24 protein-coding genes are annotated in these 24,084 nt (G+C 66.2%); 15 read left to right on the top strand and 9 right to left on the bottom strand.

Going from position 1 to position 24,084, the window contains the following annotated elements:
- Positions 1 to 60: 60 nt before the first annotated feature.
- The 5 genes from AC07M1_RS17745 (at position 61) to AC07M1_RS17725 (ending at position 7,796) form a co-directional block, all read left to right on the top strand.
- The gene (locus AC07M1_RS17745) at positions 61 to 4,674 is read left to right on the top strand and encodes an NAD-glutamate dehydrogenase domain-containing protein (protein WP_495163966.1); all 4,614 of its coding nucleotides are present in this window, start codon (positions 61 to 63) and stop codon (positions 4,672 to 4,674) included.
- 120 nt (positions 4,675 to 4,794) lie between these two features.
- On the top strand, positions 4,795 to 5,442 hold the full coding sequence (locus AC07M1_RS17740; RefSeq protein WP_495163965.1) for a PepSY-associated TM helix domain-containing protein: 648 nt from the start codon (positions 4,795 to 4,797) through the stop codon (positions 5,440 to 5,442).
- Positions 5,443 to 5,454: 12 nt separating this feature from the next.
- On the top strand, positions 5,455 to 5,958 hold the full coding sequence (locus tag AC07M1_RS17735) for a DUF2271 domain-containing protein (RefSeq protein ID WP_495163964.1): 504 nt from the start codon (positions 5,455 to 5,457) through the stop codon (positions 5,956 to 5,958).
- 15 nt (positions 5,959 to 5,973) lie between these two features.
- The gene (locus AC07M1_RS17730) at positions 5,974 to 6,807 is read left to right on the top strand and encodes a DUF4198 domain-containing protein (protein ID WP_495163963.1); all 834 of its coding nucleotides are present in this window, start codon (positions 5,974 to 5,976) and stop codon (positions 6,805 to 6,807) included.
- 80 nt (positions 6,808 to 6,887) lie between these two features.
- Complete coding sequence (locus AC07M1_RS17725; RefSeq protein ID WP_495164011.1) at positions 6,888 to 7,796, top strand: FAD:protein FMN transferase; 909 nt, start codon at positions 6,888 to 6,890, stop codon at positions 7,794 to 7,796.
- On the opposite strand, the gene AC07M1_RS17720 is transcribed toward AC07M1_RS17725, so the two are convergent.
- From AC07M1_RS17720 to cobT, 4 genes are all read right to left on the bottom strand, one after another.
- Positions 7,797 to 8,480 (bottom strand): Fe2+-dependent dioxygenase, encoded by a 684-nt coding sequence (locus AC07M1_RS17720; RefSeq protein ID WP_495163962.1) that lies wholly within the window; start codon positions 8,478 to 8,480, stop codon positions 7,797 to 7,799.
- 79 nt (positions 8,481 to 8,559) lie between these two features.
- Entirely contained in the window at positions 8,560 to 11,043 is a 2,484-nt protein-coding gene (locus AC07M1_RS17715) for a TonB-dependent receptor (protein WP_495163961.1), read from the bottom strand.
- Positions 11,044 to 11,101: 58 nt separating this feature from the next.
- A complete protein-coding gene (locus tag AC07M1_RS17710; protein ID WP_495163960.1) occupies positions 11,102 to 11,380 on the bottom strand; it encodes a ribbon-helix-helix domain-containing protein in 279 nt (92 codons plus the stop codon).
- A gap of 10 nt (positions 11,381 to 11,390) precedes the next feature.
- Positions 11,391 to 13,223 carry a cobaltochelatase subunit CobT gene (gene cobT / locus AC07M1_RS17705; protein WP_495163959.1) on the bottom strand — a complete coding sequence of 611 codons (1,833 nt, stop codon included), beginning with the start codon at positions 13,221 to 13,223 and terminating at the stop codon, positions 11,391 to 11,393.
- Between the two features lie 111 nt (positions 13,224 to 13,334).
- On the opposite strand from cobT, the gene AC07M1_RS17700 reads away from it, so the two are divergent.
- Entirely contained in the window at positions 13,335 to 13,886 is a 552-nt protein-coding gene (locus AC07M1_RS17700; RefSeq protein ID WP_495163958.1) for a hypothetical protein, read from the top strand.
- A gap of 121 nt (positions 13,887 to 14,007) precedes the next feature.
- On the top strand, positions 14,008 to 15,345 hold the full coding sequence (locus AC07M1_RS17695; protein ID WP_495163957.1) for an alpha/beta hydrolase family protein: 1,338 nt from the start codon (positions 14,008 to 14,010) through the stop codon (positions 15,343 to 15,345).
- Positions 15,346 to 15,354: 9 nt separating this feature from the next.
- Here AC07M1_RS17695 and AC07M1_RS17690 read toward each other — a convergent pair whose 3' ends face one another.
- From AC07M1_RS17690 to AC07M1_RS17675, 4 genes are all read right to left on the bottom strand, one after another.
- Complete coding sequence (locus tag AC07M1_RS17690; protein WP_495163956.1) at positions 15,355 to 16,281, bottom strand: acyl-CoA thioester hydrolase/BAAT C-terminal domain-containing protein; 927 nt, start codon at positions 16,279 to 16,281, stop codon at positions 15,355 to 15,357.
- 112 nt (positions 16,282 to 16,393) lie between these two features.
- Entirely contained in the window at positions 16,394 to 17,398 is a 1,005-nt protein-coding gene (gene cobS, locus AC07M1_RS17685; protein ID WP_495163955.1) for a cobaltochelatase subunit CobS, read from the bottom strand.
- 94 nt (positions 17,399 to 17,492) lie between these two features.
- A complete protein-coding gene (locus AC07M1_RS17680; RefSeq protein WP_495163954.1) occupies positions 17,493 to 17,786 on the bottom strand; it encodes a DUF6958 family protein in 294 nt (97 codons plus the stop codon).
- On the bottom strand, positions 17,786 to 18,487 hold the full coding sequence (locus AC07M1_RS17675; protein ID WP_495163953.1) for a winged helix-turn-helix transcriptional regulator: 702 nt from the start codon (positions 18,485 to 18,487) through the stop codon (positions 17,786 to 17,788). Before AC07M1_RS17675 ends, AC07M1_RS17680 begins: the two co-directional genes overlap by 1 nt.
- Positions 18,488 to 18,582: 95 nt before the next feature.
- Between AC07M1_RS17675 and AC07M1_RS17670 the strand changes: the two genes are divergently transcribed.
- The 8 genes from AC07M1_RS17670 (at position 18,583) to AC07M1_RS17635 (ending at position 23,468) form a co-directional block, all read left to right on the top strand.
- Complete coding sequence (locus AC07M1_RS17670; RefSeq protein ID WP_495163952.1) at positions 18,583 to 18,711, top strand: hypothetical protein; 129 nt, start codon at positions 18,583 to 18,585, stop codon at positions 18,709 to 18,711.
- Positions 18,712 to 18,792: 81 nt separating this feature from the next.
- Positions 18,793 to 19,287 (top strand): VOC family protein, encoded by a 495-nt coding sequence (locus tag AC07M1_RS17665; protein WP_495163951.1) that lies wholly within the window; start codon positions 18,793 to 18,795, stop codon positions 19,285 to 19,287.
- A 13-nt stretch (positions 19,288 to 19,300) separates the two neighbouring features.
- Positions 19,301 to 19,531 carry a DUF4287 domain-containing protein gene (locus tag AC07M1_RS17660; protein ID WP_495163950.1) on the top strand — a complete coding sequence of 77 codons (231 nt, stop codon included), beginning with the start codon at positions 19,301 to 19,303 and terminating at the stop codon, positions 19,529 to 19,531.
- A 41-nt stretch (positions 19,532 to 19,572) separates the two neighbouring features.
- Entirely contained in the window at positions 19,573 to 20,256 is a 684-nt protein-coding gene (locus AC07M1_RS17655) for a glutathione S-transferase family protein (protein ID WP_495163949.1), read from the top strand.
- Between the two features lie 31 nt (positions 20,257 to 20,287).
- Positions 20,288 to 21,007, top strand: a complete 720-nt coding sequence (locus AC07M1_RS17650) for a DUF1428 domain-containing protein (RefSeq protein WP_495163948.1) — start codon at positions 20,288 to 20,290, stop codon at positions 21,005 to 21,007.
- A gap of 68 nt (positions 21,008 to 21,075) precedes the next feature.
- Complete coding sequence (locus tag AC07M1_RS17645) at positions 21,076 to 21,834, top strand: VOC family protein (protein WP_495163947.1); 759 nt, start codon at positions 21,076 to 21,078, stop codon at positions 21,832 to 21,834.
- Positions 21,835 to 22,063: 229 nt separating this feature from the next.
- On the top strand, positions 22,064 to 22,639 hold the full coding sequence (locus AC07M1_RS17640; RefSeq protein ID WP_495163946.1) for a glycine-rich domain-containing protein: 576 nt from the start codon (positions 22,064 to 22,066) through the stop codon (positions 22,637 to 22,639).
- A 1-nt stretch (position 22,640) separates the two neighbouring features.
- Positions 22,641 to 23,468 carry a TIGR04222 domain-containing membrane protein gene (locus tag AC07M1_RS17635; RefSeq protein ID WP_495163945.1) on the top strand — a complete coding sequence of 276 codons (828 nt, stop codon included), beginning with the start codon at positions 22,641 to 22,643 and terminating at the stop codon, positions 23,466 to 23,468.
- Between the two features lie 9 nt (positions 23,469 to 23,477).
- Here AC07M1_RS17635 and AC07M1_RS17630 read toward each other — a convergent pair whose 3' ends face one another.
- Positions 23,478 to 24,083: a J domain-containing protein gene (locus AC07M1_RS17630; RefSeq protein WP_495163944.1), complete on the bottom strand. Its 606-nt coding sequence runs from the start codon at positions 24,081 to 24,083 to the stop codon at positions 23,478 to 23,480.
- Position 24,084: the final 1 nt, after the last annotated feature.

Genomic DNA, 24,084 nt, shown 5'->3' with positions numbered 1-24,084 from the left:
GTCACGTTGCGGTGCAGCAAGCCTTGAGCCGCGCCGAATCCCGGCGCATAGCCCGCGAGCATGAGCAAGCCGATCAAGTCGCTCGCCGATGCGTTGCAAGCGCGTCTTACCGATGGAGCCCTGCCGGGTGAGCTTGAGGGGTTCGGCGATGCCGAGCGCGCCGCTGCCGCCCACTTTGTCGCGGAGGCCGCCGCGACCCGCGCGCCGGGTACGCCAGGCATCGCGCTCGAAACCGGCCTTGGCGAAGACAGCCGCACGATGCGGCTCGCCGTCGTCAATGACGACATGCCCTTCCTCGTTGATTCGATCTCTTCCACCATTGCCGCCCACGACATTGCCATCCGCCGCGTAATCCACCCCGTCATCGCCGTCGAACGCACCGGCGATGGCGCACTGACCGGCATCGGGGCCGGCGGTTCGCGCGAATCGATGGTCTATATGGAACTGGAACGCGCCGACGCGCGCGACCGCACCGGCCTGGTCCGCGACCTCGAACGCAACCTTGGCCATGTCCGCGCCGCCGTCACCGACTGGCCGGAACTCCGCCGTGCAATGAGCGACGACGCCGTCCGCGTCGGCGACCCTGAGGGCGCGTCGCTGCTCCGCTGGTTCCAGGGCGGCAGCATGACCCAGGTCGGTCATGAGGTCTGGCATATCGACGGCAGCGTCACCGACGCCGCCGGCATCTGCCGCATGAAGCTCGACACGCCGCTGCTCGCCGATGCTTCGCGCCAGCTTGCGGTCGAGTGGTTCGAAAAGGGTGGCCAGCCGCCACTGCTGCTCAAGTCCAACCTCATCTCGACCGTCCATCGCCGCGCCCCGCTCGACCTGGTGCTGGTGCCGCTGCGCGAAGGCGGCAAGATCACCGGCCTGTCGATCCATGCCGGTCTGTGGACCAGCGCCGCGCTCCATTCGACACCAGACGAGGTTCCGGTGCTGCGCGCGCGTCTCTCGGCGCTCGAAACCAAGTTCGGCTTCGATCCGCGCGGCCATACCGGCAAGGCGCTGGCGCACGCGCTGACCGGCCTGCCGCACGACCTCACCATCGCCTTCCAGCAGGAGGCGCTCGAGCAGATCGCGCTCACCGCCATGTCGGTGACCGACCGCCCGCGCTCGAAGCTGGTGCTGATCCGCAGCGCGCTTGGCCGCCATCTCTTCGCGTTCGTGTGGTTGCCGCGCGACGACGTCTCGACCGGCCGCCGCGTCGCGATCGGCGAGATGCTGGAGCGTGCTGCCAACGCCACTCAGATCAGCTGGTCAATCGCGCTCGAGGACGGGCCTGTCGCATTGCTGCGCTACACGCTCGACCTTCGCGGTGAAGGCCGCATGCCCGACGCCGCCGCGCTCGATGCCGAGCTGGAGCGGATGGTCCGCGGCTGGCTGCCCGCGGTCGAAGCCGCGCTGACGGACGACGGCCTTGCTCCCGCCCGCGCCGCACGGCTCGCGCTGCGTTACGCTCCCGCCTTCCCGCTCGGCTACCGCAACAATAGCGGTCCGGAGGAAGCGGCGCGCGACGTCGTCCGCATCGCCGGTCTTGCCGATGCCGATGCACGCTCGGTCCGCTTCTTCGAGCAGGCGGGCAAGCTGCGCATCAAACTCTACCGTCTCGGCGGCGCGCTGGCACTGTCCGACGCGGTGCCGGTGTTCGAGAATTTCGGCTTCCGCGTGATCGAGGAATTGCCGACCGCGCTTCCCGGCGAGGCCGGCGCCTATATCCATGACTTCGAGGTCGCCCTGACCGGCGAAGCCAAGCTCAAGGGCGAAATCGCCACGATCGAGGACGCGATCGCCGCCGTGCTCGAAGGGCGCGCCGAGAATGACGCGTTCAACCGGCTGATCGTCGAGGCGGGCATTGCCCCCACGTCGGTCGTGCTGCTGCGCGCCTGGTTCCGCTATCTGCGTCAGACCGGCCTGGCCTATGGCCTGGTCACGGTGGTCGAAGCGCTGCGCCGTGCGCCCAGCGTCGCCACCGCGCTGGTCGAACGCTTTGCCGCCGCGCACGATCCCGCGCGTACAAAGGGCAGCGCGGACGCGGTCAAGGCCGCCGATGCCGCCATCGCCGCCGGTCTCGACGCGGTCAGCGCCATCGACGACGACCGCATCCTGCGCGCCATCGCTGGCGTGATCCGCGCGACGTTGCGCACCAACGCGTTTGCACCGGCCGCGGCCGAGGCGCTGGCGTTCAAGCTCGACAGCGCGCAGGTGCCGAACCTGCCCGCACCGCTCCCCTGGCGTGAGATCTGGGTCTATTCGCCGCGGGTCGAGGGCATCCACCTGCGCGCCGGCCCGGTCGCACGCGGCGGCCTGCGCTGGTCCGACCGGCGCGACGATTTCCGCACCGAGATCCTCGGCCTGATGAAGGCGCAGCGCGTGAAGAACGCCGTCATCGTGCCGACCGGCGCCAAGGGCGGCTTCTATCCCAAGCAGCTCCCGTCGCCGCAAATCGATCGCGACGCATGGTTCGAAGAGGGCAAGGAAAGCTACCGCATCTTCATCCGCTCGCTGCTGTCGATCACCGACAACATCGTCGCGGGCAAGATCGTCCATCCGGACAGCGTCGCGATCCTCGATGGCGAGGATCCCTATTTCGTCGTCGCGGCGGACAAGGGCACGGCCACCTTCTCCGACGTCGCCAACGCGATCGCGATCGATCGGAACTTCTGGCTGGGCGACGCCTTCGCCAGCGGCGGCTCGGTCGGATACGACCATAAGGCGATGGGCATCACCGCCAAGGGGGCTTGGGTCAGCGTCCAGCGCCACTTCCTCGAAATGGGCACCGACGTCCAGACGCAGAGCATCCGCGTCGCCGGCTGCGGCGACATGTCGGGCGACGTCTTCGGCAACGGCATGCTGCTGTCCAAGGCGATCAAGCTTGTCGCTGCGTTTGACCATCGCCACATCTTCCTCGACCCCGACCCCGATCCCGCCGCGAGCTGGGCGGAGCGCGACCGCATGTTCGCGCTGCCGCGGTCGAGCTGGGCCGATTACGATCCGACGCTGATCTCCAAGGGCGGCGGCGTGTTCGCGCGGACCGAAAAGGTCATCAAACTCAGCCCGCAGGTCCGCGAAGTCCTCGGCATCGACGCCGAGGAGATTGAGCCGGGCGCGCTGATCTCCCTGATCCTCAAGGCGCCGGTCGACCTGATCTGGTTCGGCGGTATCGGTACCTATGTGAAAGCCGCATCGGAAGCGCATGTCGAGGTGGGCGATCCCGCCAACGATCGCCTGCGCGTCAATGCCGAGGATATGCGCGCGCGTGCCATCGGCGAGGGTGCGAACCTGGGCGTAACGCAGGCCGCACGCATCGCCTTCTCGCTGCGCGGCGGCCGCCTCAACACCGACTTCATCGACAACTCCGCTGGCGTCGACTGTTCGGATAACGAGGTGAACATCAAGATCGCCCTCAACCGTGAGGTGATCGAGGGCCGCCTGAAGATCGACGATCGCAATACGCTGCTCGCCAGCATGACCGACGACGTCGCGCATCTGGTGCTGGAGGATAACCGCCTCCAGACGCTGGCGCTCTCGTTCCTCGAGAATGACGGGGCGGTCTCGGTGCCGAGCTTCGTTCGCGTGATCGAGATCCTCGAAGCCGCCGGCCGTCTCGACCGTGCGGTCGAAGGCCTCGGCTCGAACGAGGATTTCCTGCGCCGTGCGCAGGAGGGCCGTGGTCTGACCCGGCCCGAACTTGCCGTGCTGCTCGCCACCTCCAAGCTCGCGCTGCAGGACGCGATCGAGGAAGACGATCTCGGCCTCGACCCAGAGCTTGAACCCGATCTGATCGCCGCCTTCCCGCCCGCGATGCAGAAGAAGTTCAAGAAGCCGATCGAGGAGCATCGCCTGCGCGGTGAGATCGTCGCGACCAAGCTAGCCAACCGCATCGTCAACCGGCTCGGCGTGCTCCATCCGTTCGAGCTGGCCGAGGAGGAGGGCGCCTCGCTGCGCGACATCGCCGCGATGTTCGTCGTTGCCGAGCGGCTGTTCGGTCTGCCCGGCATCTGGGAAGCGATCGAAACAGCGGCGATCAGCGAGCAGGCTCGCCTCGCCCTGCTCGACGAGGTCGCCGTCGCCACCCGCTCGCAGATCGCAGACCTGCTCCGCGTCGCTCGCCCCGATGAAGGCCCCGGCGCCTTGATCGCGCGCCTCAAGCCCGGCATCGCCGGTCTCGACCGCCAGACCAAGAAGCTGCTCAAGGACGAGGCGCGCGCGCAGTCGGGCCGTATCGCGGCCAAGCTCGAGGACGCCGGCGCGCCGCATGACCTGGTCGTCAAGATCGTCCGCATCTTCGAGCTCGACGGTGCGGTCGGCCTGGCCGATCTCGGCCAACGTCGTGGCATCGACGAGACCGAGCTGACTCACGCCTTCACCCATCTGGGCCAGGAGCTTGGCCTCGACTGGGCACAGGCGGTGGCGGCACGCATCGTCGCGGGCGATCCGTGGGAGCGCCTGCTGATCGCGGGCCTCGCGCGTGACTTCCAGCAGCTGCGTCTTGAGTTCCTTGCCCGTACCGAGGGCAAGGATCCGCGCGCCGCTGTCGATGCCTGGCTCGCCGATCACGGCCCGCGCGTCGCCCAGTTCGCCGCACTGGTGAACCGCGCGCGCAAGGCATCGTCGCCCAACGCCGCGATGCTCGCCCAGATCGCCGGACAAGCACGCGTCCTGCTAGGCCGCTGAACATCTAGCCCCTCCCCTTCGCGGGGGAGGGGCTTTCAGTTCCACACATCACCGCACGTTGTAATTGCGAATCGTTCTCGCTAAGTCGCGAACGACTCGCAACTGGAACGCCTTCGCCCGATGCACGGCACCGCCACCAAACCGGCCCCTCGCAAGAAAAGCCGGAAGAGCTTCTGGCTCAAGCAGCTGCACACCTGGCATTGGGTCAGCTCGGCGATCAGCCTCGTCGGCCTGCTGCTGTTCGCGATCACCGGCTTCACGCTCAACCACGCCGCCGAGATCGAAGGGTCGCCGGTCACGGTCGAGAAGAAGGCGCAGCTTCCCGCGCCCTTGCTCGCGACGATCAAGCCCGACGACGCGCCCGACGCGAAGAAGCCGCTGCCGGCGCCGGTCGCCGGCTGGGTGAAGGCCAACCTGCCTGTCACCCGCGCCACCGGCGACGCCGAATGGTCCTCGGGCGAAATCTACCTCGCCTTGCCTCGTCCCGGTGGCGACGGCTGGGTCGCGATCGACCGCGAGACCGGCGAAGTTACGACGGAAAGCACCAGCCGCGGCTGGATCGCCTGGCTCAACGATCTCCACAAGGGCCGCAACGCCGGCACCGTGTGGAAATGGTTCATCGACATCTTCGTCGTCGCCTGCGTGATCTTCTCGCTCACCGGCCTCATCCTGCTCCAGCTCCACGCGCGCCACCGCCCCAGCACCTGGCCGCTGGTCGCAGCGGGCCTGATCATTCCCGCCATCCTGGCCATCTATTTCATTCACTAGGGGAACGCCGTCATGCAGCTTCGCATCACCGGATTGACCGCCACCGCGATCGGCGCGGGCCTGTTCGCGCCGGGCGTGGTCGCGGCGCAGACACTCGACGTCAGCCTCACCATCCCGCGCCTCAGCGTCGCCGAATATCACCGGCCCTATATCGCGATCTGGATCGAGAAAGAGGGCGCGCCCGCCAAGACCCTCGCGGTCTTCTACGATGACGACATGAAGGCGAATGAGGGCACCAAATGGCTGCGTGACATCCGCCAGTGGTGGCGCGTCTCGGGCCGCACGATGAAGTTCCCGGCGGCAGGTGTCACCGGCGCGACCAAGGCGCCCGGCACCCACAAGCTCAGCTTCAAGCCGCAGCTCGCGCCCGGCAACTACACGCTGGTCGTGGAGGCCGCGCGCGAAGTCGGCGGCCGCGAGCTACTCCGCCTGCCCTTCTCGCTGCCCAAGGGCGGCACCGCCCGCGCCGCCGGCACGTCCGAGCTGGGCGCCGTCACCCTCACCGTCAAGCGCTAACAAGGGGATAGCCTGATGAAGTTCCGCAACCTCATGATCGCCGTCGCGGGCATCGCGATCACCGTTCCCGCCGCCGTGCAGGCGCACCGCCAGTGGATGCTCCCGTCGATGACCGTCGTCTCGGGCGAGGGCGACGACGTCTGGGTCACGGTCGATGCCGCGGTCTCCAACGACCTTTTCTATTTCGAGCATCAGCCGATGCGCGCCGATGTCAACGTGCTGCTGCCCGACGGCACGCCGGGTGAGGTCAGGAACAAGGCTACCGGCCGCTACCGCACCACCTTCGACGTACAGATCGGCAAGCGCGGCACCTACAAGATCTTCTACGCGATCGACGGCGTCATGGGCACGTACAAGCTCAATGGCGAAGAGAAGCGCCTGCCCCGTGGCACCACCACCGCCAACCTCGCCGCCGCCATTCCCGCCGGCGCGACCGACGTGAAGACGAGCGAGAGCAGCAACCGCAACGAGATCTTCGTGACCGCGGGCGAGCCGACCTCCACCGTGTTCAAGCCCGCCGGCAAGGGTATCGAGCTGGTCCCGGTCACCCATCCCAACGATCTCGTTTCGGGCGAACCCGCCACCTTCCAGTTCCTGCTCGACGGCAAGCCCGCCGCGGGTCTGCCCGTCACCGTCATCCCCGGCGGCATCCGCTATCGCAACCAGCTCAACCAGCAGGACCTCAAAACCGGCGCCGACGGCAAGGTCACGGTGAAGTGGGGCGAACCGGGCATGTACTGGATCAACGTCACCACGCCGCGCCCCGCCGGCGCTGAGGAAGGCGCCCCGCCCGCCCCCGGTGCTCGCCGCGCCAGCTATGTGACGACACTCGAGGTGATGGCCCCCTGACCCGCGAACCGCGGATCGTCATCCCGCTAACGCTGTCGCCCGCCGCCTTCCACAGGCGGCGGGCGAACGCAGGCGTGGAGATGTTCACCGGCGAGACGATGGGCACCAGCTGGTCGGCGAAGATCGTGGCCCCGCCCGCTGGCGTACAGCTGGCTATCGAAGCGGTGCTTGCGGGCATCGTTGCCCAGATGAGCCATTGGGAGCCGGCCTCCCAGCTCGGCCGCATCAACAGCGCGCGCCCCGGCAACTGGCACCGCATCGGCCCCGAATTCGCCTATGTAATGACCCTCGCGCTCGACATTGCGGCGCGCTCAGGCGGTGCGTTCGACCCCGCCATGGGTGTCCCCACCGACCTGTGGGGCTTCGGCCCACCCGGACCGCGCGCCGGCCTCCCCAGCGAAACCGAGATCGAGGCCGCCCGGGCGGCCAGCGGGCATGACGCGCTGGACTTCGACCCCCTGCTCCTGCGCCTCGGCCGCACCCGCGCCGTCCAGCTCGACCTCTCCGGCATCGCCAAGGGCTATGCCGTCGATGCTGTCGCCGCGCGGCTGCGCGCATTGGGCTGCGCCGACTTCCTCATCGAGATCGGCGGCGAATTGCTGGGCGCAGGGATTCAGCCCGACGGCCAGCCCTGGTGGGTCGATGTCGAGACGCCCCCTGGCCTGCCGCCGGTCCTCCCACTGCGCATCGGCCTTCACGGCCTCGCCGTCGCGACCTCGGGCGACTATCGCCGTGCCTTCGTGGCGGGGGGCAGCACCTACGCCCATACGATCGATCCACGCACTGCCCGCCCAGTGGCCAACGGCGTCGCCAGCGTCACCGTCCTCCACCGCGACTGTGCCCGGGCCGATGCCTGGGCGAGCGCACTCTGCGTCCTCGGTCCCGGCACGGGGATGGCGCTGGCGAAACGCGAAGGGCTGGCCGCGCATATGCTCACGCGCGACGGCGGTGACCACCTGTCGCCAGCGCTGGAGGCAATGCTCGGCTAGTTAGGCGTCGGCCCAACGGCGCAAGAGATTGTGATACACGCCCGTCAGCTCGACCACACTGCGGTCGCCGCCGCCCAGCTGGCCGCTCAACCGCTGCACATTCTGGTCGAGATCGAACAGGATCCGCCGCGCGCCGTCGTCGCGGATCATCGACTGGAGCCAGAAGAAGCTCGCCACCCGCACGCCACGCATCACCGGGGTCACATGGTGCAGGCTGGATGAAGGATAAACCACGGCATGGCCCGCGGGCAGCTTCACCCGCTGCGCGCCGAAATGGTCCTCGACCACCAGCTCGCCGCCGTCATAGACGCTGGGATCCTCGAGGAAGACGGTGACCGACAGGTCGCTGCGGATGCGAAACTCGCTGCCCCGCTTGATGCGGATCGCATTGTCGACATGCGTGCCGAAGGTCTGGCCCTCGCCATAGCGGTTGAACAGCGGAGGAAAGACCTTGAGCGGCAATGCCGCAGCGAAGAACAAGGGTGAACGGCCGAGGGCATCAAGGATGATGCCCCCGGCCTCAAGCGCTGCCGGGCTTCCCTCCGGCAGCTGCTCGTTCTTCTTGGCCAGTGCCGACTGGTGGCCGGAGGTGACGTTGCCGTCGACCCATTCAGCCCCATCGACGATCGCCCGCACCTTCGCCACCGTCTCGGCATCCAGCAGCTCGGGGATCGCGATCATCATGGCACGTGCCTAACCCGAAGGGGTTGGAGCGGGCAACGTTCCGGGGACAAATGGCCCGCCACCCGCTCCTCCCCCTTATTCAGAAGCTGTAGAACAGGCTCAACACCGCCGATCGTCCCTCACCCGGCATCGCCCAGCCGCCCGTCACCGCGCCCGAGGTCGTGTTGATGTTGTTGCGGATGTTGGTGAAATACTTCTCGTTGGTGAAGTTCTGGACGTTGAGCTGTGCGGTCAGACCATCGGTGATCGCATAGGAAACAAACGCGCGATGGACCAGATAGTCGTCCGACCGGTACTGGTTGGGGTTCGCCAGCGTCGCATTGTTGAGCGCGAAGCTGCCCTGATAGGTGAACCCATAGCCCAGCTCCAGGCCGAACGGCAGGCGATAGCTGGTGAACAGGCTGCCCGAATGCTTCGGCGTCTGGACGATGAAATTGCCGCGCTGCGGATCGCGATTGGCCGCGCTGTTGCCGCACCCGGCTGCGCCCGGATTGGCGAGGCAGAAGTTCGACGTCGCCTGAAGAATCTCACCATCGAGATAGGTGTAGTTGGCGAAGATCTGCCACTCGGGCGTGATGAAGCCGCTTGCGCCCAGCGCGATGCCGTCGACCCGCGACCGCCCGTCCAGCACCTGCAGCGCGACCGGCTGCGCCGGATCGTTGGACGCGACACGGAAGTTGCTGCGCTCGTTGCGGAACGCCGCCGCGGTCAGCAGCAGCTTGCGGTTCATCAGCTCGATCTTGCCGCCGATCTCGTAGTTGCGCGCGGTCTCCGGCGCGACCGCACACGGGTCGGCCTGGTTCGCGCCGGCACCGATCACACCGCAGCCCAGCCGCACCGTCGCCGACGAGGGCGTCTTGGAATTGGCGAATGCCGCATAGAGGCTGCTGTTCGCCGACGGCTTGAACACCGCGCCGATGCGGTAGGAGAACAGGCGCTCGTCGCTGCGCTGCGGTGCTGCCTGAAGTGTCGTCAGCGGGGTCGTGCCCGGCGGATAGGAAGCGAGCGGTACGTTACGGAACGTCGCATCGTTCCATTCCAGCCGCACGCCGCCGTTCAGTTCGAACATCGAACCGATCTCGAGCGTGTCGAACGCGTAGATCGCCTGATTTTTGGTGGTGGCACGCGAACGCGCGGTCACCGTGTAGTTGATCGGCCCGGTATAGATGCCGGTCGGATTAACGATGCTCTGCTGGGGCAACACGACCTGCCGACCCAGCGCGTCGCGGGTCAGCGACGCCGCTTCGATGCTATAGTCTTCCCAGGCGAAAGCAGCGCCGACCACCAGCGTATTGCGCAGCCCGTTCGCCTCGCCGGTCACGAACCGCAGGTCGGTCTGGTTGTAGAAGAGCTGGTTCTCCTGGTCGCGCACGAACCCACGCGGTCCCGAAGGCTGCCAGAAGCCGGGCGCGATCGTCACGTTGAGCGGGTTGGCGGCCGTGCGGAACACGCCGGCCGAATCGACGACATTGGTGAATGACGTTGTGCAGCCGATGCCGGTGGTCGCGGTGCCGTTGGCGGGGACCGGCTGCAGGCCGGTGCCGGCCAGGCAGAAAGTGCCCTGCGGCGCGCTGGTCTGGCTGTACTGGCCAACCCGCTGCCAGCGGGTCAGGTTGCGCACCGACAGGCCGTCGCTGAACTGGTGCCGGAACGTCGCCGTCAGCCGGTCGACCGTCGTTTCCTGCGTGTCGAGGTTGCGATAGCCATAATAGTCGCTGGTATCGGTGCCCGGCAGCGCGCCAGCGTTCAGCTGGTTGCGGAAGAACGGCACGCCATAGATCGGAATATTGTCGTCGCGCTGGTGGACATAGGCGATCGTCAGGCTGGTCGTCCCCTCGATCCCCAAGGTGATCGACGGCGCAACGCCCCAGCGGCGATACTTCTCGAAGTCGCGACCGGGATAGTCGTTGCGATGGTACATGGCGTTCAGGCGCACCGCGATCAGCTCGTTGACGCGCACATTGCTGTCGACCGCCGCGCGGTAATATTCGTCGGTGCCGATCCCCGCCTGGAAGATGGTCAGGTCGCTCGCCTGCGGCGTCTTGGACACCAGATTGATCGTGCCGCCGACGCTGCCCGAGCCACCGAACACCGAATTGGCCCCGTTGACGATCTCGATCTGCTGCAGGTTGAACGGATCGGTGCGGCTGTACTGGGCGCTGTCGCGAACCCCGTCGATGGTGATGTCGTTGCTGCCCGAATAGCCACGCAGGTTGATCGAATCGCCATAGCCACCGCCGCCTTCACCGGCGCCAAAGGTGATACCCGGCACGGTGGCCAGCGCGTCGCGCAACGTCAGCAGGTTCTGGCGGCGCAGCGTCTGGTCGCTGATGACGGTCACCGTCTGCGGCGTGTCGAGCAGCGGCGCGGTCGCCTTGGGGCTTTCCTGCTCCGGCGCGGTGTCCTGTCCAATGACAACCACATCGTCGCGCTGCTGAACCGGGGTGTCCTCACCCGCCACCGGATCCGCGGCGTGGGCAGGCGCCGAAGCGATGAATCCGACCGCGGCCAGCGCGAGGAAAGCGGGCACGGCCTTGCGGCCGTCGGAAGTCGTGCGAGTCATTGGCGGCCCCTTTAGCCTTATGTATTTTCGGGCCAGCTATTGAGAGTCGTTCGCAGAGTCAACGAAGTTGCGACTCATTTTCAATACTGTCGCAATTTTGTCGCAGCTCGAACAGCCAGCTGCGGATCGCACTCGCCAGATTGGGGGGGTCGTCGGCGCCGATGCGCAGATGGTCGATCTGGGCGACGATCGCGTTGATCGGCAGGCCGTGACGCACCGCCGCTGTCTCCAGCGCCGCCCAGAAAACCGGCTCCAGGCTGATCGACGTCGGGTGCCCGGCAATGGTGATCGACCGCTTGACCGGCCCGTGAAACCCGCCGGGCGGTGCCTCGATCACGTGCGCGCCATCACGCGTCGATATCGAAGAGCGATGCGAGTTGTTCGATCATCGTACCGGCCAGCTGGTCAGCATCCATGATCGTCACCGCGCGGCTGTAATAGCGCGTCACGTCATGGCCGATCCCGATCGCGACCAGCCCGACCGGCGATCGTTGCTCGATCCAGCCGATCACCTGGCGCAGGTGCCGCTCCAGATACGACCCGCTGTTCACGCTCAATGTCGAATCATCGACCGGCGCGCCGTCGCTGATGACCATCAGGATCTTGCGGTCCTCGGGCCGTGCGATCAGGCGGTGATGCGCCCACAGCAGCGCCTCGCCGTCGATATTCTCCTTGAGCAGTCCTTCGCGCATCATCAGCCCGAGCGACTTCTTGGCGCGCCGCCACGGCTCATCGGCCTGCTTGTAGACGATGTGACGAATGTCATTGAGGCGGCCCGGTTGCGGCACGCGCCCCTCGGCCAGCCACTTCTCGCGGCTCTGCCCGCCCTTCCACGCCTTGGTGGTGAAACCCAGGATCTCGGTCTTGACCCCCACGCGCTCCAGCGTACGCGCCAGAATGTCCGCGCTGATCGCCGCGATCGAGATCGGCCGCCCACGCATCGAACCCGAATTGTCGATCAACAGCGTCACGACCGTGTCGCGGAACTTGGCGTCCTTCTCGACCTTGTAGCTCAGCGACTGCATCGGGTTGACCACGACGCGCGCGAGTCTCGCCGCATCGAGCAGCCCCTCATCCTGGTCGAAATCCCAGCTCCGCGATTGCTGCGCCATCAGTCGCCGCTGCAGTCGGTTAGCGAGCTTGGTCACGACACCCTGCAGATGCAGCAACTGCTGGTCCAGATAGGCACGCAGCCGCTCGAGCTCCTCCTCGTCGCACAGCTCGGTCGCCGCGATCACCTCATCATACTGGGTGGTGAACGCCCTATAGTCGAATTGCGGCGGCAAATCCGACCAGGGCCGGTTCGGGCGGACGGGCATCATCCCCTCCTCGCCGTCGTCACCCGGCTCGCCCTCGGCGTCGTCGAACTCGCCTTGCTCCTGCTCGCTCTCCTGGCCGTCCTCGGTCTCGGCCTCATTCTGCTCGCCGCGCGCTTCGACCTCGCCTTCGCCGGTCTCGCCGTCCTGCTCGCCCTCTTCGCCTTCGTCCTGTTCCTGCTCGTCGGCGCCCTCATCCTCCCCGCCGCCCTCGTCGGCCTCGTCCGGGATCATCTCGCCTTCGGTCAGTTCCAGATCCGCGAGCAGATTGCCGACCAGCTTGGCGAAGGTCGCCTGATCGTCGATCGCCAGAGGCAACGCATCGAGATCGGCGCCGGCGCGATCCTCAACCCAATCGCGCACCAGTGCCAGACCAAGCGCGGCTTCAGCGGGCGCCTCGCGCCCAGTCAGCCGTTCGCGCACCATCAGCTGAATGGCGGTCGACAGCGGCACCTCGTCCCGCGTGCGTGCGCGATTGATCGGATCGGAACGCATCCGCATCTCGAGCGCGCGGTCGAGATTCTCAGCGATCCCGGCATAGCCGCGCGACCCCAATGCCTCGACCCGCGCCGTTTCCACCGCATCGAACACGGCGCGTGCCACGGCCTCCTTGGGCGCCCGCTTCTGGTGCAGCGCAGTGTCATGCAACCGCATCCGCAGCGCGAAACCGTCGGCAAAGCCCCGTGCCTCCGCCACCTGTTCCGGCGGAAGCGTGCGTCCAGGCATCGGCACCTTGATATGCCGCCCCGACTGCACGGGCGCATCGGCGGTGAACGCCAGTTCGATTTCCGGTTCCGCGGCAATTGCGCGCGTCGCCCCGGTCAGGACGGACTTGAACTGGTCAAGAGGAGAGTCGGCGGCCATCGCGATCCGATTAGCGGGCAAAATCGCACTCGGCTACCGCCAGCGCGGGAAAGCTGACGAAGGGTGTCAGCTTTACGCCCCTAGACCGGCGTCACAAGCTGGGAGACGAACATGACCGATACCACCGGGCGCCGCGCAATCCTCAAATCCGTTGCCGGGCTGGCGATCGGCATATCCCTCCCCGCCAGCGCCGCGACAGCGGCGTCCCTGGGCAAGCCAGGCGAATTCGATTGGCTGAGCGGCGAATGGCGCATCGACCATCGCCAGCTCAACAATGGCCAATGGGACGAGTTCCCCGGCGAAGCGTCCTGCTGGTCGATCCTGAACGGCGTCGGCCATGTCGAGGAATTGCGTATTCCCGCGCGCGACTTCTCGGGCATGGGCCTACGCCTGCTCGACCTCAAGACTCGCATCTGGAGCGACTATTGGGTCAATGCCAAGTCGGGCGCACTGGGTGCCGCCGGCCTGACCGGCGGTTTCGTGAACGGCGAAGGCATCTTCGACGCGCGCGAAACGGTAGACGGCAAGGAGATGATCTATCGCGGCCTTTGGGACCGCATCGCCCCTGGGAAGTCGCACCGCTGGCAGCAAATGGCATCCAGCGACGGCGGCAAGAGTTGGAAGGTCAACTGGACGATGGACTGGACGCGGGCATCTGTCTGAGGCCGGAGTCCAACTGCCTCATGCCGCGAAATAGCGGCCGATCCGCTCTACCCCCTTGCAAAGCAGCGCGATTTCTCCGAACCGTGTTAGTTGGGTGGCACAGTTCGGATGAAGTCCAATCATGAAGAAGCTGTCTGCACTCCTCTTGCCACTGGCTTTCGCATTCCACCTGCCAACCGCGCTCGCTCAACCCGCCTCCGTTGAGTCCGCCCGCTGTGCGATCGGCATATACCGGCTTGCCGATGGCCGGGCGGTCGATATCGCCCCAGCCAGCGAAGGAAAGCTTCGATGGCGCCAGGAAGATGGAACCAGCGGCACGCTCGCGCCCATGGCGGAGAGCACCGCCTGGTCGAGCAGCCTGGGCAGAACAGGCCGCGCCGACGGCAAGACGCTCCGCTTCGATTGTGCCACTGGTGGTATCGATTTCGCCGGTAGCCCGGGACAACGCATCTCACTCGACGTCACCGAAACCCGCTTCGCGGTCGAAGGCGCCGAACTTGCGGGACGCCTGATCCTGCCAAGGGGCTCCGGTCCGGTCCCCATCGTCGTCCTGATCCACGGCGCCGAGCCGATCTCGGCGCGGGACGCCTACAGCCTTCAGCGCCAGTTTCCGGCGGCAGGCATCGGCGCCTTCGTCTATGACAAGCGCGGAACGGGCGCATCGGGCGGGCGCTACACCCACGACTACCTGACCCTGGCAACCGACGCGGTGAAAGCCGCTGCCGAGGCACGCCGGCTGGCAGGTCGCCGAGCGGGCACAATCGGCTATCAGGCGGGCAGTCAGGGCGGATGGGTCGCCCCGCTCGCCGCCAAGATCGCGCCGGTGGATTTCGTGATCGTCAGCTTCGGCCTCGCGGTATCGCCGATCGCCGCCGAGCGTGAATCGCTTCTCGCCGATGCCCGACGGATCGGCGGTGACGCGCTTGTCCCGCCGGCGACCGAGATCGCCGACGCGATCGCCGCGACCCTCGAAAGCGGCTTTCGCGACAGCGAGCGCTACATGACTCCGGTCCGCGCCAAATATGGTTCCGAGCCCTGGTTCGGCCGCATCGGCGGCGACTTCACCCGCTTCATGCTGACCGCGCCGATCGAAACCCTGCGCGACAAGGGACCGGGCCTGATCCCCAACATCCCGCTCCGCCACGATCCGATGCCGGTGCTTCGGAACCTCGACACCCCACAGCTCTGGATTCTCGGCGCGGAGGATCGCGATGCGGCGCCCGTCGAAACCGCGGCACGTCTTGCGGATCTCAAGCGCACCGGCCGCCCAATCACGACAGCGATCTTTCCGGGCGCCGAACACGGCATGGCCCTGTTCGAGACCGCCGCCGACGGCACGCGCCTCGCGACGCGACAGCCCGCCGGCTATTTCCCGATGATGCGTGACTTCATCCGCCGGAGGCGGATCGGCCCGATCAGCGACTATGGTGCCGTCGCGCCTACCCCCAAGCGGGATTAGGCGGAGAGCTCAGTCACGCAATGGGGCAGATGCCGACGGCTGAGGCCTGAGGGTCGCGTCGAGAAACGCGACAATCTTCGGCCAGCTATCGGCCCGTGCGGCGGCATTGGCTTCAGCCGTGCCGCCCAGCGCGGACCATTTCCGAAGCGCGGGATCGCTTGCGGGCAATGGTGCGCCCATCACGCCGTGCCCCGCTTCGGGATATACCAGAAGCTCGGTATCGGCGGGTGGCGCCTTTCCTGCGCGCGTGACGATCTGCCGGGCCATGGGACAGGTCGGCCACAGCGTATCGCGCTCGCCGCAGATCAACAGCAGCTTCCCGCCAAAACGTTCCACCGGGATGACCGCCTCGGGATGTGCGCTCAGTTCCTTGAGCCCGTTGACGAAGCGGGGCAGCAATTCGCGCTTTCCCTCGCCCGAGCCATAGGGAAGGCTCGGCAACGACTTGCCCGCCTCGCTCCAGGACGAAACGCCGCCGAAGATATAGCTGCGCATCGACATACCGCCCCACGCCACGCTGGACGGCATCCCCGCCACCACCGCCTTCACATCCGCCCGGCGAACGGCGACGAGCAACGCGCCCTCCGCACCTTTGGAATAGCCGACGATCGCGACCGCGACGGGATCAACCTCAGGCCGGGCCCTCAGCCAGTCGATGCCACGGAAGAATGCCTCGAGCGGGATATCCGCGAGATAGCCCGGCTTCTCCGGCAGGTTGAAATAGCCGGCGTGCAGGACGTTGAAGCCCGCATTCTGCAGCAGCAACGCTTCACGCTGCACATCCCTGCCAAGTCCGCCCTCCGATCCGCCGAGCAACAGGATCGCTGGCTTCCTGCCCTTCCCCGGCGCCGGGTAGTAATTGGCGAACAGCCCGTTCTCGACGATCCGCCGCCCGGTGGGCCCTGGCTCGACGATCGGCGCCGGCTTGGGCGGCATCACCAGGAACCAGACGAAGCCGCCGACACCAACTAGCGACAGACCGCCAACAACAGCGATCGCGATCTTCCAGACTCATCTCACGGCCCACCCCCAGCGCCGCGATCAGCGGCTATGCCTTGCCGACGACGCTTTCTGGCAGATCCTTGCCGAACACGCGCTGATAATATTCCGCCACCAGTGCGCGCTCCGTTTCGTCGCATTTGTTGAGGAAGCTCAGGCGGAATGCGAATCCCGGATCCTTGAAGATCTCGGTATTCTGCGCCCAGGTGATCACGGTACGCGGGCTCATCACGGTCGAGATGTCGCCGTTGATGAAGCCGCGGCGCGTCAAGTCGGCGACGCGCACCATGTTCTCGACCAGCTCCTTGCCGCCCGGCTTGTCATACTCGCCGCTCTTGGCGAGCACGATCTGCGCCTCGGTCGCGGCGGGCAGATAGTTGAGCGTGACGACGATGTTCCAGCGGTCCATCTGACCCTGGTTGATCTGTTGGGTGCCGTGATACAGCCCGCTCGTATCGCCCAGACCCACCGTGTTGGCGGTCGCGAACAGTCGGAAATAGGGGTTCGGGCGGATCACGCGGTTCTGGTCGAGCAAGGTCAGCTTGCCCTCGGTCTCCAGCACGCGCTGGATCACGAACATCACGTCCGGCCGGCCCGCGTCATATTCGTCGAAGACGAGCGCGGTCGGCGTCTGGATCGCCCAGGGCAACAGCCCCTCGCGGAACTCGGTGATCTGCTGCCCATCCTTGAGCACGATCGCGTCGCGGCCGATCAGGTCGATACGGCTGATATGCGCGTCCAGGTTGATGCGGATGCACGGCCAGTTCAGGCGCGCCGCCACCTGCTCGATGTGCGACGACTTGCCGGTGCCGTGATAGCCCTGCACCATCACGCGGCGGTTGTGCGCGAAGCCGGCCAGGATCGCCAGCGTCGTGTCGGGATCGAACACATAGGCGGGATCGAGATCGGGCACCCGCTCATCCGCCTCGCTGAACGCCGGGACTTCCATGTCGATATCGATCCCGAACAGGTCGCGCACGCTGACATGCTTGTCAGGTGCTTCGAGGATCGTGGTTTCCCGGCTGTCGGGCTGGGTGTTCGGGATATCGGTCATGGCAGGGCCTTCGCAGAGTCGCCGCAGTCCCTAGCCCCGCGCGCGACCCGAAGTCGAGACACTTGTGCCGCGCCGCATCATTTCGCGGCCCCGTTCAGGCCCGATACAGCCGAACCGGCGCCGTCGATCGCGCCACTACCCCCTTCGCTTCCTGATCGAGTTGCACCGCCTTGATCCACCACCCGGCCTTGTCGCCGCCGGGAAACAGATCCTCAGAGAGGCGCGGCAACACCGCAGCCTTGATCTCACCCGGGGTCAGCCCGGGCGCGGCTGCCGGGAGCACCGCCAGCATCGCATCGCGCATCGCCGCGAACTTGCTCGCCTCGACGCGATAGGTCTTGCCGGGCTGAAGGACATTCTCGATCTCGATCCGCTCGGGCTTGGCCATCATGCATCTCCTGAAGTGAGTTTTTCGGGCAGCGCGAACAGATCGACGAACTGTTGCGCCTTGGCGCGGTCGCCGATCAGCTTGAGCCGGCCCTCCGCTTCGGATTCCTCGAACGGCCATTTGCCGTAGACGAGCGTGACGAACCGGGTGGTGTCGGTCTCGAACACCACGTCCGCGTCGATGGCCTCGCCCGGTTCGATCGCCAGATCATGCCGGTCGAGCCTGCCCACGAACGACGCACTCGGAAAGCGAAAGCCGATCGTCATGCGGAGGTCCGGCCGGTTGGGGTCGATCATCGTGCGCAGCGACATCATCGCCGACACGGGCGAGAGCGGCAGCGTCGGATCGTGCCGCGGCGAACGCGTCGCCCAGCGCCCCGTCGCCTGGAAGATCGGCTCGCTCTCATAGCCCCAGGGCGTCAGCTCATAGACCTGCACATTGGCGGGCGGCGCCAGCTTGCGCCGGGTCAGGACGCCCGCCTGCTCCAGGCTGTCGAGCCGCTGGGTCAGCACATTGGCACTGATCCCGGTCAGGTCCGCCTTCAGTTCACCAAAACGACGCGGCCCCAGCATCAGCTCGCGCACGATCAACATCGACCAGCGTTCGCCCAGAAACTCCAGCGCCAGCGCGGTACCGCATGCATCGTCATACCAGCGCTTTTCCGCCACTTTCGCCTCTTTAGTCACTTTTTCTAACTTCATAGTTGCTTTTAATAACCGAGTCGCACATCAAGATCAAGCAAGCGATTCGCGGCCACCCTATCGACGAATGGGCCGCCACCGAATGGAGACACAAGATGCGTAGCCTGTTCCGTGAGTATCTGCCCGTCGCCCAAAGCATCGCGATCGGCGTTGCCGCGTTCTGCTTCACGACGGCGGCGATGCTTGGCCATGGCGCGCTCAACGGCACCGGCCCGTTCGCCTGACCGCATCGGCAGGTCGTTGGTCGAAAAATATTGGCGGGTTCGCAACGACGAGTCCGACATCAATTCGAGAGGAAAAACGTCATGACTCAGCTCACTACCTGCATCTGGTATGATCATACGGCTGAGGAAGCCGCCAATTTCTACGCGTCGGCCCTGCCCGGTGGCCGCGTCATCGCGGTGAACCGCACCCCCTCCGACACCCCTTCGCAAAAGGCCGGCGACGTCATCACCGTCGACTTCGAAGTCGCGGGACAGAAGTTCATCGGCCTCAACGGCGGCCCGATCTTCCCCCAGACCGAAGCGGTCAGCTTCATGCTCTTCACCGACGATCAGGAAGAGACCGACCGGCTGTGGAACGCCATCGTCGACAATGAAGGCAAGGAAAGCGCCTGCGGCTGGTGCAAGGACAAATGGGGCGTCAACTGGCAGATCACGCCGAAGCGGCTGATGGACCTCATCTGGAACAATGCCGATCCCGCCGCCAGCAAGCGCGCGATGGATGCGATGCTGACGATGCACAAGATCGACATCGCCACCGTCGAAGCTGCGGCCGCCGGCACTCCCGTCAACACCTGAGGAACCCAAATCCATGTCGTTTCAAGCCTATCTGAACACCATCGAACAAAAGACCGGCAAATCCGCCGCCGACCTGCGCGCCATGGGCGCGGAGCGCGGCTGGACGGCCGGCACGACACTCGCCGACGGCGTCAAGCCGATGGCGATCGTCGCCACGCTCAAGGACGAGCTGGGGCTCGGCCATGGCCATGCCATGGCGGTGGTCGCCCTGCTCAAGGGGCTGAAAAAGGAAGGCGACGCCTGACCTTTCCGCCCGGCCACCAGCACATAAAACAGGAGAGAACCATGTCAGCCACCCCGCAACCCGCCCAGCTTGAGATCACCGGCTTCAACTGGGTGCCCGATTTTGCCCGGGGCTTCGTCCGCGACCTGCGACCGCGCTGGGCCTGCGAGGAGATCGGCCTTCCCTATTCGATGCGGCTGCTCAACGCCGCCGGCCCGCGCCCCGAGGCCTATTACAAGGAACAGCCCTGGGGCCAGGTCCCTGCGATGGTCGATCAGGGCAGCGACCTAAACCTGTTCGAAAGCGGCGCGATCCTGCTCCACATCGGTGAGAAGGACGAACGCCTCCTGCCCCGCGACGCGCAGGCCCGCGCGACTGCAATCAGCTGGCTGTTCGCCGCCTATAACAGCGTCGAACCCACGGCCTTCGAACTCTCGAACATCGAGATCTTCTCGGCGGGGGAGCAATGGGCGGAACTTCGCCGTCCCAGCCTCATTGAATTCGCGGGCCAGCGGCTCGACCGGCTTTCCACGGCGATCGACGGTCGCGAATGGCTCGCGGGCCAGTTCAGCATCGCCGACATCGCGATGGCGACCGTGCTGCGCGATATCGAAGGCAGCGGTCTGCTGGAGGAACGCCCCGTTCTGATGGCGTATCTGGAGCGTGCCATCAGCCGCCCCGCCTTCAAGGCCGCGCTCGCGGCCCAGCTGGCAGACTTCAAGCCCGCCCCCGCCGCTGCGGCCTGAACACAAGTCCGAAGAACCAAGGAGAGAGAAGATGACCTTTGTCGAAGGATTCCTCACCCCCGTCCCCACCGCCAACAAGGACAAGTACAAGAAGCATGCGGAGAGCGCGATCAAGCTCTTCCAGAATCTCGGCGCCATCCGCTTTGTCGAGGCATGGGGCGACGACGTCCCCGACGGCAAGACCAACGACCTCAAAAAGGCGGTCGACCTCAAGGACGACGAGACCGTGCTGTTCAGCTGGCTCGAATATCCCGACAAGGCGACGCGCGACGAAGCCAACCGCAAGATGATGGAAGATCCTGATCTCGGGAATATGGAGATGCCGTTCGACGGCAGCCGTATGATCTTCGCCGGGTTCGAATCCTTCGTCGATGTCGGCGACGGCAACGGCACCGGCTATGTCGACGGCTATGTCCTCCCGGTCCCGGAGGCGAACCGCGACGCGTACAAGGACATGGCGACCAAAGCCGCCACGGTGTTCCAGGACTATGGCGCGCTGCGCATCGTCGAGGCTTGGGGAGAGGAAATCCCCGACGGCCAGAAGACCGACTATAATCGTGCCACGCTGCGCAAGGACGGTGAGCGCGTCGTCTATAGCTGGGTCGAATGGCCCAGCAAGGAAGCGCGCGACACCGCCTGGCCCAAGCTGATGGAAGACGAGCGGATGAAGCCCGACTTCGAGAATATGCCGTTCGACGGCCAGCGGATGATGTGGGGCGGCTTCGCGCCGATCCTCGACACCAAGGCCTGAAGCCCCGCGCGGGGCGGTGCCGGATCCCTTGCCCGGCACCGCCCCGCAAACTTTCGAGGAGCCAAGCGATGACCAATCCCAATGGAAGCTGGATCTGGTACGAGTTGCTGACCACCGACGCGGACGCGGCGATCGATTTCTACAGCCAGCTTATCGGCTGGACCCCCAGCAAATTCCCCGGCGGAACGATCGACTACACCATCATGTCGGTTGGTGAGGACGGCGTCGGCGGGGTCATGAAGAACCCGGCGCCCACTCCGTCCGCCTGGCTCGGCTATGTCGGCGTCGACGATGTCGACGCGACCGTCGCGGCGGTCGAATCGCTGGGCGGCAAGGTCCATGTCGCGCCGATGGATCTGCCGGGCGTCGGCCGCATGTCGATGGTCCAGGATCCGCAGGGCGCCTATTTCTACGTCATGCGCGGCGCCTCGCCCGAGGCGAGCAAGGCCTTTGGCCGGACCGAGCTGGGCAAGGCGAGCTGGAACGAGCTCCAGACCACCGACGATACCGCCGCGCTCGAATTCTACGGCACACTGTTCGGCTGGGAAACCGACGGCGCGATGCCGATGCCCTGGGGCGACTACACCTTCCTCAAGGGCGGAAGCAGCGACGAAATGTGGGGCGCCGTGATGCCACGCGAAAAGGCGGAGCATCCCGTCGCATGGAGCTTCTACTTCCGCGTTCCCGATATCGACGCGGCCTATGCCAAGGTGAAGGAACTCGGCGGCAACCCGGTGATGGAACCGATGGAGGTCCCCGGCGGCGAACGCGTTTTCTTCGCCATCGACCCCCAAGGTGCCGGCTTCGGCCTCGTCGCCCCGAAATAGTCGTGCAAGGAGGTGGGATGCGCCAGGCACCGAGTGCCAAAGCTCACACACCTCCTTCGTCATTCCCGCGCAGGCGGGAATCCATTCCGGCTGCGCTCGAGGCAAGAGCCGCTACGTCACGGCGAACGGATTCCCGCCTGCGCGGGAATGGCGGACCTGTAAGGTCACGCACACCAGCTCGAACCCACTCACCTTGACAAAATATCCTATCGTGATAGTAGGAGATCAGATGCGTGAAGCGGATACAGTCCCCGCCTCAACCGCCGGACACCCGGTCTGGCAACGGATCTCCAGTTACCAATTCGGCCCTTCGCAAGCCACGCTGCCTTTCGCCGCGCGGCTTTCGCGCGACAATGGCTGGAGCGCTCCGAAGACCGAGCGCGTGATCGAGGAATATCGCCGCTTCGCCTTCCTCGCGGCGACCGGCGAAACCCAGGTCACCCCGTCCGACGCGGTCGATCAGGCCTGGCATCTCCACCTCACCTACACCCGCGATTACTGGGAACGTTTCTGCCCCGATGTGCTGGGCAAGCCGCTCCATCACGGCCCCACGGCTGGCGGGCCGGACGAGCGCAACCGCTTCTTCGCGCAATATGCCGATACGCTGGCCCGCTATCAGGCCGCGTTCGGCGCGCCGCCCCCGTCCGACATCTGGCCATCGGCCGCGCAGCGGTTGCTGGACGATCCCCGCGCGCGGCGGGTACATCCGCGCGACGCGATCCTCCTTTCGCGCCTGCAGGCCGCGCTGATCCTGCTGGCGTTTATCGGGCTGATTGCGCTCGCGCTCTTTCTGGGAGTGACTTGATATGTCTTTCGGCCCCCTTGACTGGACCGGCGGACCCTTTCTCATTCTCTATCTGGTCCTGCTGGTGATCGTCGTGATCGCCGGGGTGATGATCCCCGCCTGGCACTTGCCCGAAGGCCGCCGCCAGAAGGTGAGCGACCCCGACCAGCTTGCCTTTCTCTCCGGCGGGCGCGCACGCTTAGCCGATAGCGTGATCGCCCGGCTCCTCGCCGGACGGGCGCTGGTGATGAACGGCAAGGACAAGCTCGACGTGCGGATGCGCAATGGCGCCAGTACCGCCGAGAACAGCGTCCTGGCGCTCACTTCGCCGCTGGACTGGGTGCGGATCGAACGCACCCTTCGCCCTACTGCCGATAGCCTGAACGATCGCCTCCAGCGCGCCGGCCTGATGCTCACCGGCGCGGAGCGATCGAACCTCCGCTACTGGGCGCTGCTGCCCTACCTCACGCTGCTGATGTTCGGCGCCACCAAATGGTTCATCGGCGAGGCCCGCGATCGCCCGATCGGCTTTCTCACGGTGCTGCTGATCGTCACCGCGATCCTCGCGCTGATCCGCGCCTTCACCATCCCCAAGCTCACCTATGCCGGTATCGCAGCGCTGGGCGACGCGCGCGAGGAGGCGGACCGCATTCGCCGCGCCCCGCTCACGGCCGAGATGGGGCTGGCGGTGGCGCTGTTCGGCACCACGGTGCTGCTCGGTTCCGATCTCGACGCCTTCCACAAAATGCGCGCGGCGAGCGGCGGCGACAGCGGCTCCTCGGGTGGAGACAGCGGGGGTGGTGATGGTGGAGGCTGCGGCGGTGGCGGGTGCGGCGGCTGCGGGGGTTAAGCGCCAACCTCAAGCAAAGGCCGGCGACGCCTTGAGCTGCTGATACGCCTCGATCACCCGGCCCAGCATCGCCTCGTGACTGCGGTCACCGCCATTGCGGTCCGGGTGATATTTCCGCACCAGCTCCGAATAGCGCCGTCGCAGCGCCGTCCGGTCCGCATCGACCTCCAGCGCCAGGGTACGCAGCGCCTCACGGTCCTTGCCAGATAGCGGCCTGCCATCCTTGCGCTCGGCCGGCATCGCGTTGCGCCAGCGCGCACCGATCGCGTCGAGCGGATCGTTGAAATCGGCCCAGCGCGGCGGCCGGTCGGCACCGCCGCTGGTCGCAAAGGCCCGCGTCTCGCGTTCCCATCCGGCCAACGGCCGCTGTGCATCGTGGATCTCGTCGGGACTCATTCCGGTGAAGAAGTTGTAGCTCGAGTTGAACGCGCGGACGTGATCCAGGCACAGCCAGCGATAAGCTGGCGGCTGGTCGCTCGGACGCCCGCTGCCCAACAACGGCGCGCGGAATTCTCCGGATTCCTTGCAACCCGGCTCGGCGCACGACCGCCCGGGCGCCTCCACCCGGCCGTGGAAACGCGTGTTGGGGCGATATTTCGGCGGCTGACGAGACACT

This window comes from Sphingomonas sp. GW821-FHT10C01 (assembly GCF_059415525.1).
This window is presented reverse-complemented; position numbering and strand designations above follow the sequence as displayed.

Excerpts from the sequence above, each read along its gene's own strand:
- AC07M1_RS17745 (WP_495163966.1), top strand. The coding sequence starts at position 61 with ATGAGCAAGCCGATCAAGTCGCTCGCCGATGCGTTGCAAGCGCGTCTT.
- AC07M1_RS17740 (WP_495163965.1), top strand. The coding sequence starts at position 4,795 with ATGCACGGCACCGCCACCAAACCGGCCCCTCGCAAGAAAAGCCGGAAG.
- AC07M1_RS17735 (WP_495163964.1), top strand. The coding sequence starts at position 5,455 with ATGCAGCTTCGCATCACCGGATTGACCGCCACCGCGATCGGCGCGGGC.
- AC07M1_RS17730 (WP_495163963.1), top strand. The coding sequence starts at position 5,974 with ATGAAGTTCCGCAACCTCATGATCGCCGTCGCGGGCATCGCGATCACC.
- AC07M1_RS17725 (WP_495164011.1), top strand. The coding sequence starts at position 6,888 with ATGTTCACCGGCGAGACGATGGGCACCAGCTGGTCGGCGAAGATCGTG.
- AC07M1_RS17720 (WP_495163962.1), bottom strand. The coding sequence starts at position 8,480 with ATGATGATCGCGATCCCCGAGCTGCTGGATGCCGAGACGGTGGCGAAG.
- AC07M1_RS17715 (WP_495163961.1), bottom strand. The coding sequence starts at position 11,043 with ATGACTCGCACGACTTCCGACGGCCGCAAGGCCGTGCCCGCTTTCCTC.
- cobT (WP_495163959.1), bottom strand. The coding sequence starts at position 13,223 with ATGGCCGCCGACTCTCCTCTTGACCAGTTCAAGTCCGTCCTGACCGGG.
- AC07M1_RS17700 (WP_495163958.1), top strand. The coding sequence starts at position 13,335 with ATGACCGATACCACCGGGCGCCGCGCAATCCTCAAATCCGTTGCCGGG.
- AC07M1_RS17695 (WP_495163957.1), top strand. The coding sequence starts at position 14,008 with ATGAAGAAGCTGTCTGCACTCCTCTTGCCACTGGCTTTCGCATTCCAC.
- AC07M1_RS17690 (WP_495163956.1), bottom strand. The coding sequence starts at position 16,281 with ATGCCGCCCAAGCCGGCGCCGATCGTCGAGCCAGGGCCCACCGGGCGG.
- cobS (WP_495163955.1), bottom strand. The coding sequence starts at position 17,398 with ATGACCGATATCCCGAACACCCAGCCCGACAGCCGGGAAACCACGATC.
- AC07M1_RS17680 (WP_495163954.1), bottom strand. The coding sequence starts at position 17,786 with ATGGCCAAGCCCGAGCGGATCGAGATCGAGAATGTCCTTCAGCCCGGC.
- AC07M1_RS17675 (WP_495163953.1), bottom strand. The coding sequence starts at position 18,487 with ATGAAGTTAGAAAAAGTGACTAAAGAGGCGAAAGTGGCGGAAAAGCGC.
- AC07M1_RS17670 (WP_495163952.1), top strand. The coding sequence starts at position 18,583 with ATGCGTAGCCTGTTCCGTGAGTATCTGCCCGTCGCCCAAAGCATCGCG.
- AC07M1_RS17665 (WP_495163951.1), top strand. The coding sequence starts at position 18,793 with ATGACTCAGCTCACTACCTGCATCTGGTATGATCATACGGCTGAGGAA.
- AC07M1_RS17660 (WP_495163950.1), top strand. The coding sequence starts at position 19,301 with ATGTCGTTTCAAGCCTATCTGAACACCATCGAACAAAAGACCGGCAAA.
- AC07M1_RS17655 (WP_495163949.1), top strand. The coding sequence starts at position 19,573 with ATGTCAGCCACCCCGCAACCCGCCCAGCTTGAGATCACCGGCTTCAAC.
- AC07M1_RS17650 (WP_495163948.1), top strand. The coding sequence starts at position 20,288 with ATGACCTTTGTCGAAGGATTCCTCACCCCCGTCCCCACCGCCAACAAG.
- AC07M1_RS17645 (WP_495163947.1), top strand. The coding sequence starts at position 21,076 with ATGACCAATCCCAATGGAAGCTGGATCTGGTACGAGTTGCTGACCACC.
- AC07M1_RS17640 (WP_495163946.1), top strand. The coding sequence starts at position 22,064 with ATGCGTGAAGCGGATACAGTCCCCGCCTCAACCGCCGGACACCCGGTC.
- AC07M1_RS17635 (WP_495163945.1), top strand. The coding sequence starts at position 22,641 with ATGTCTTTCGGCCCCCTTGACTGGACCGGCGGACCCTTTCTCATTCTC.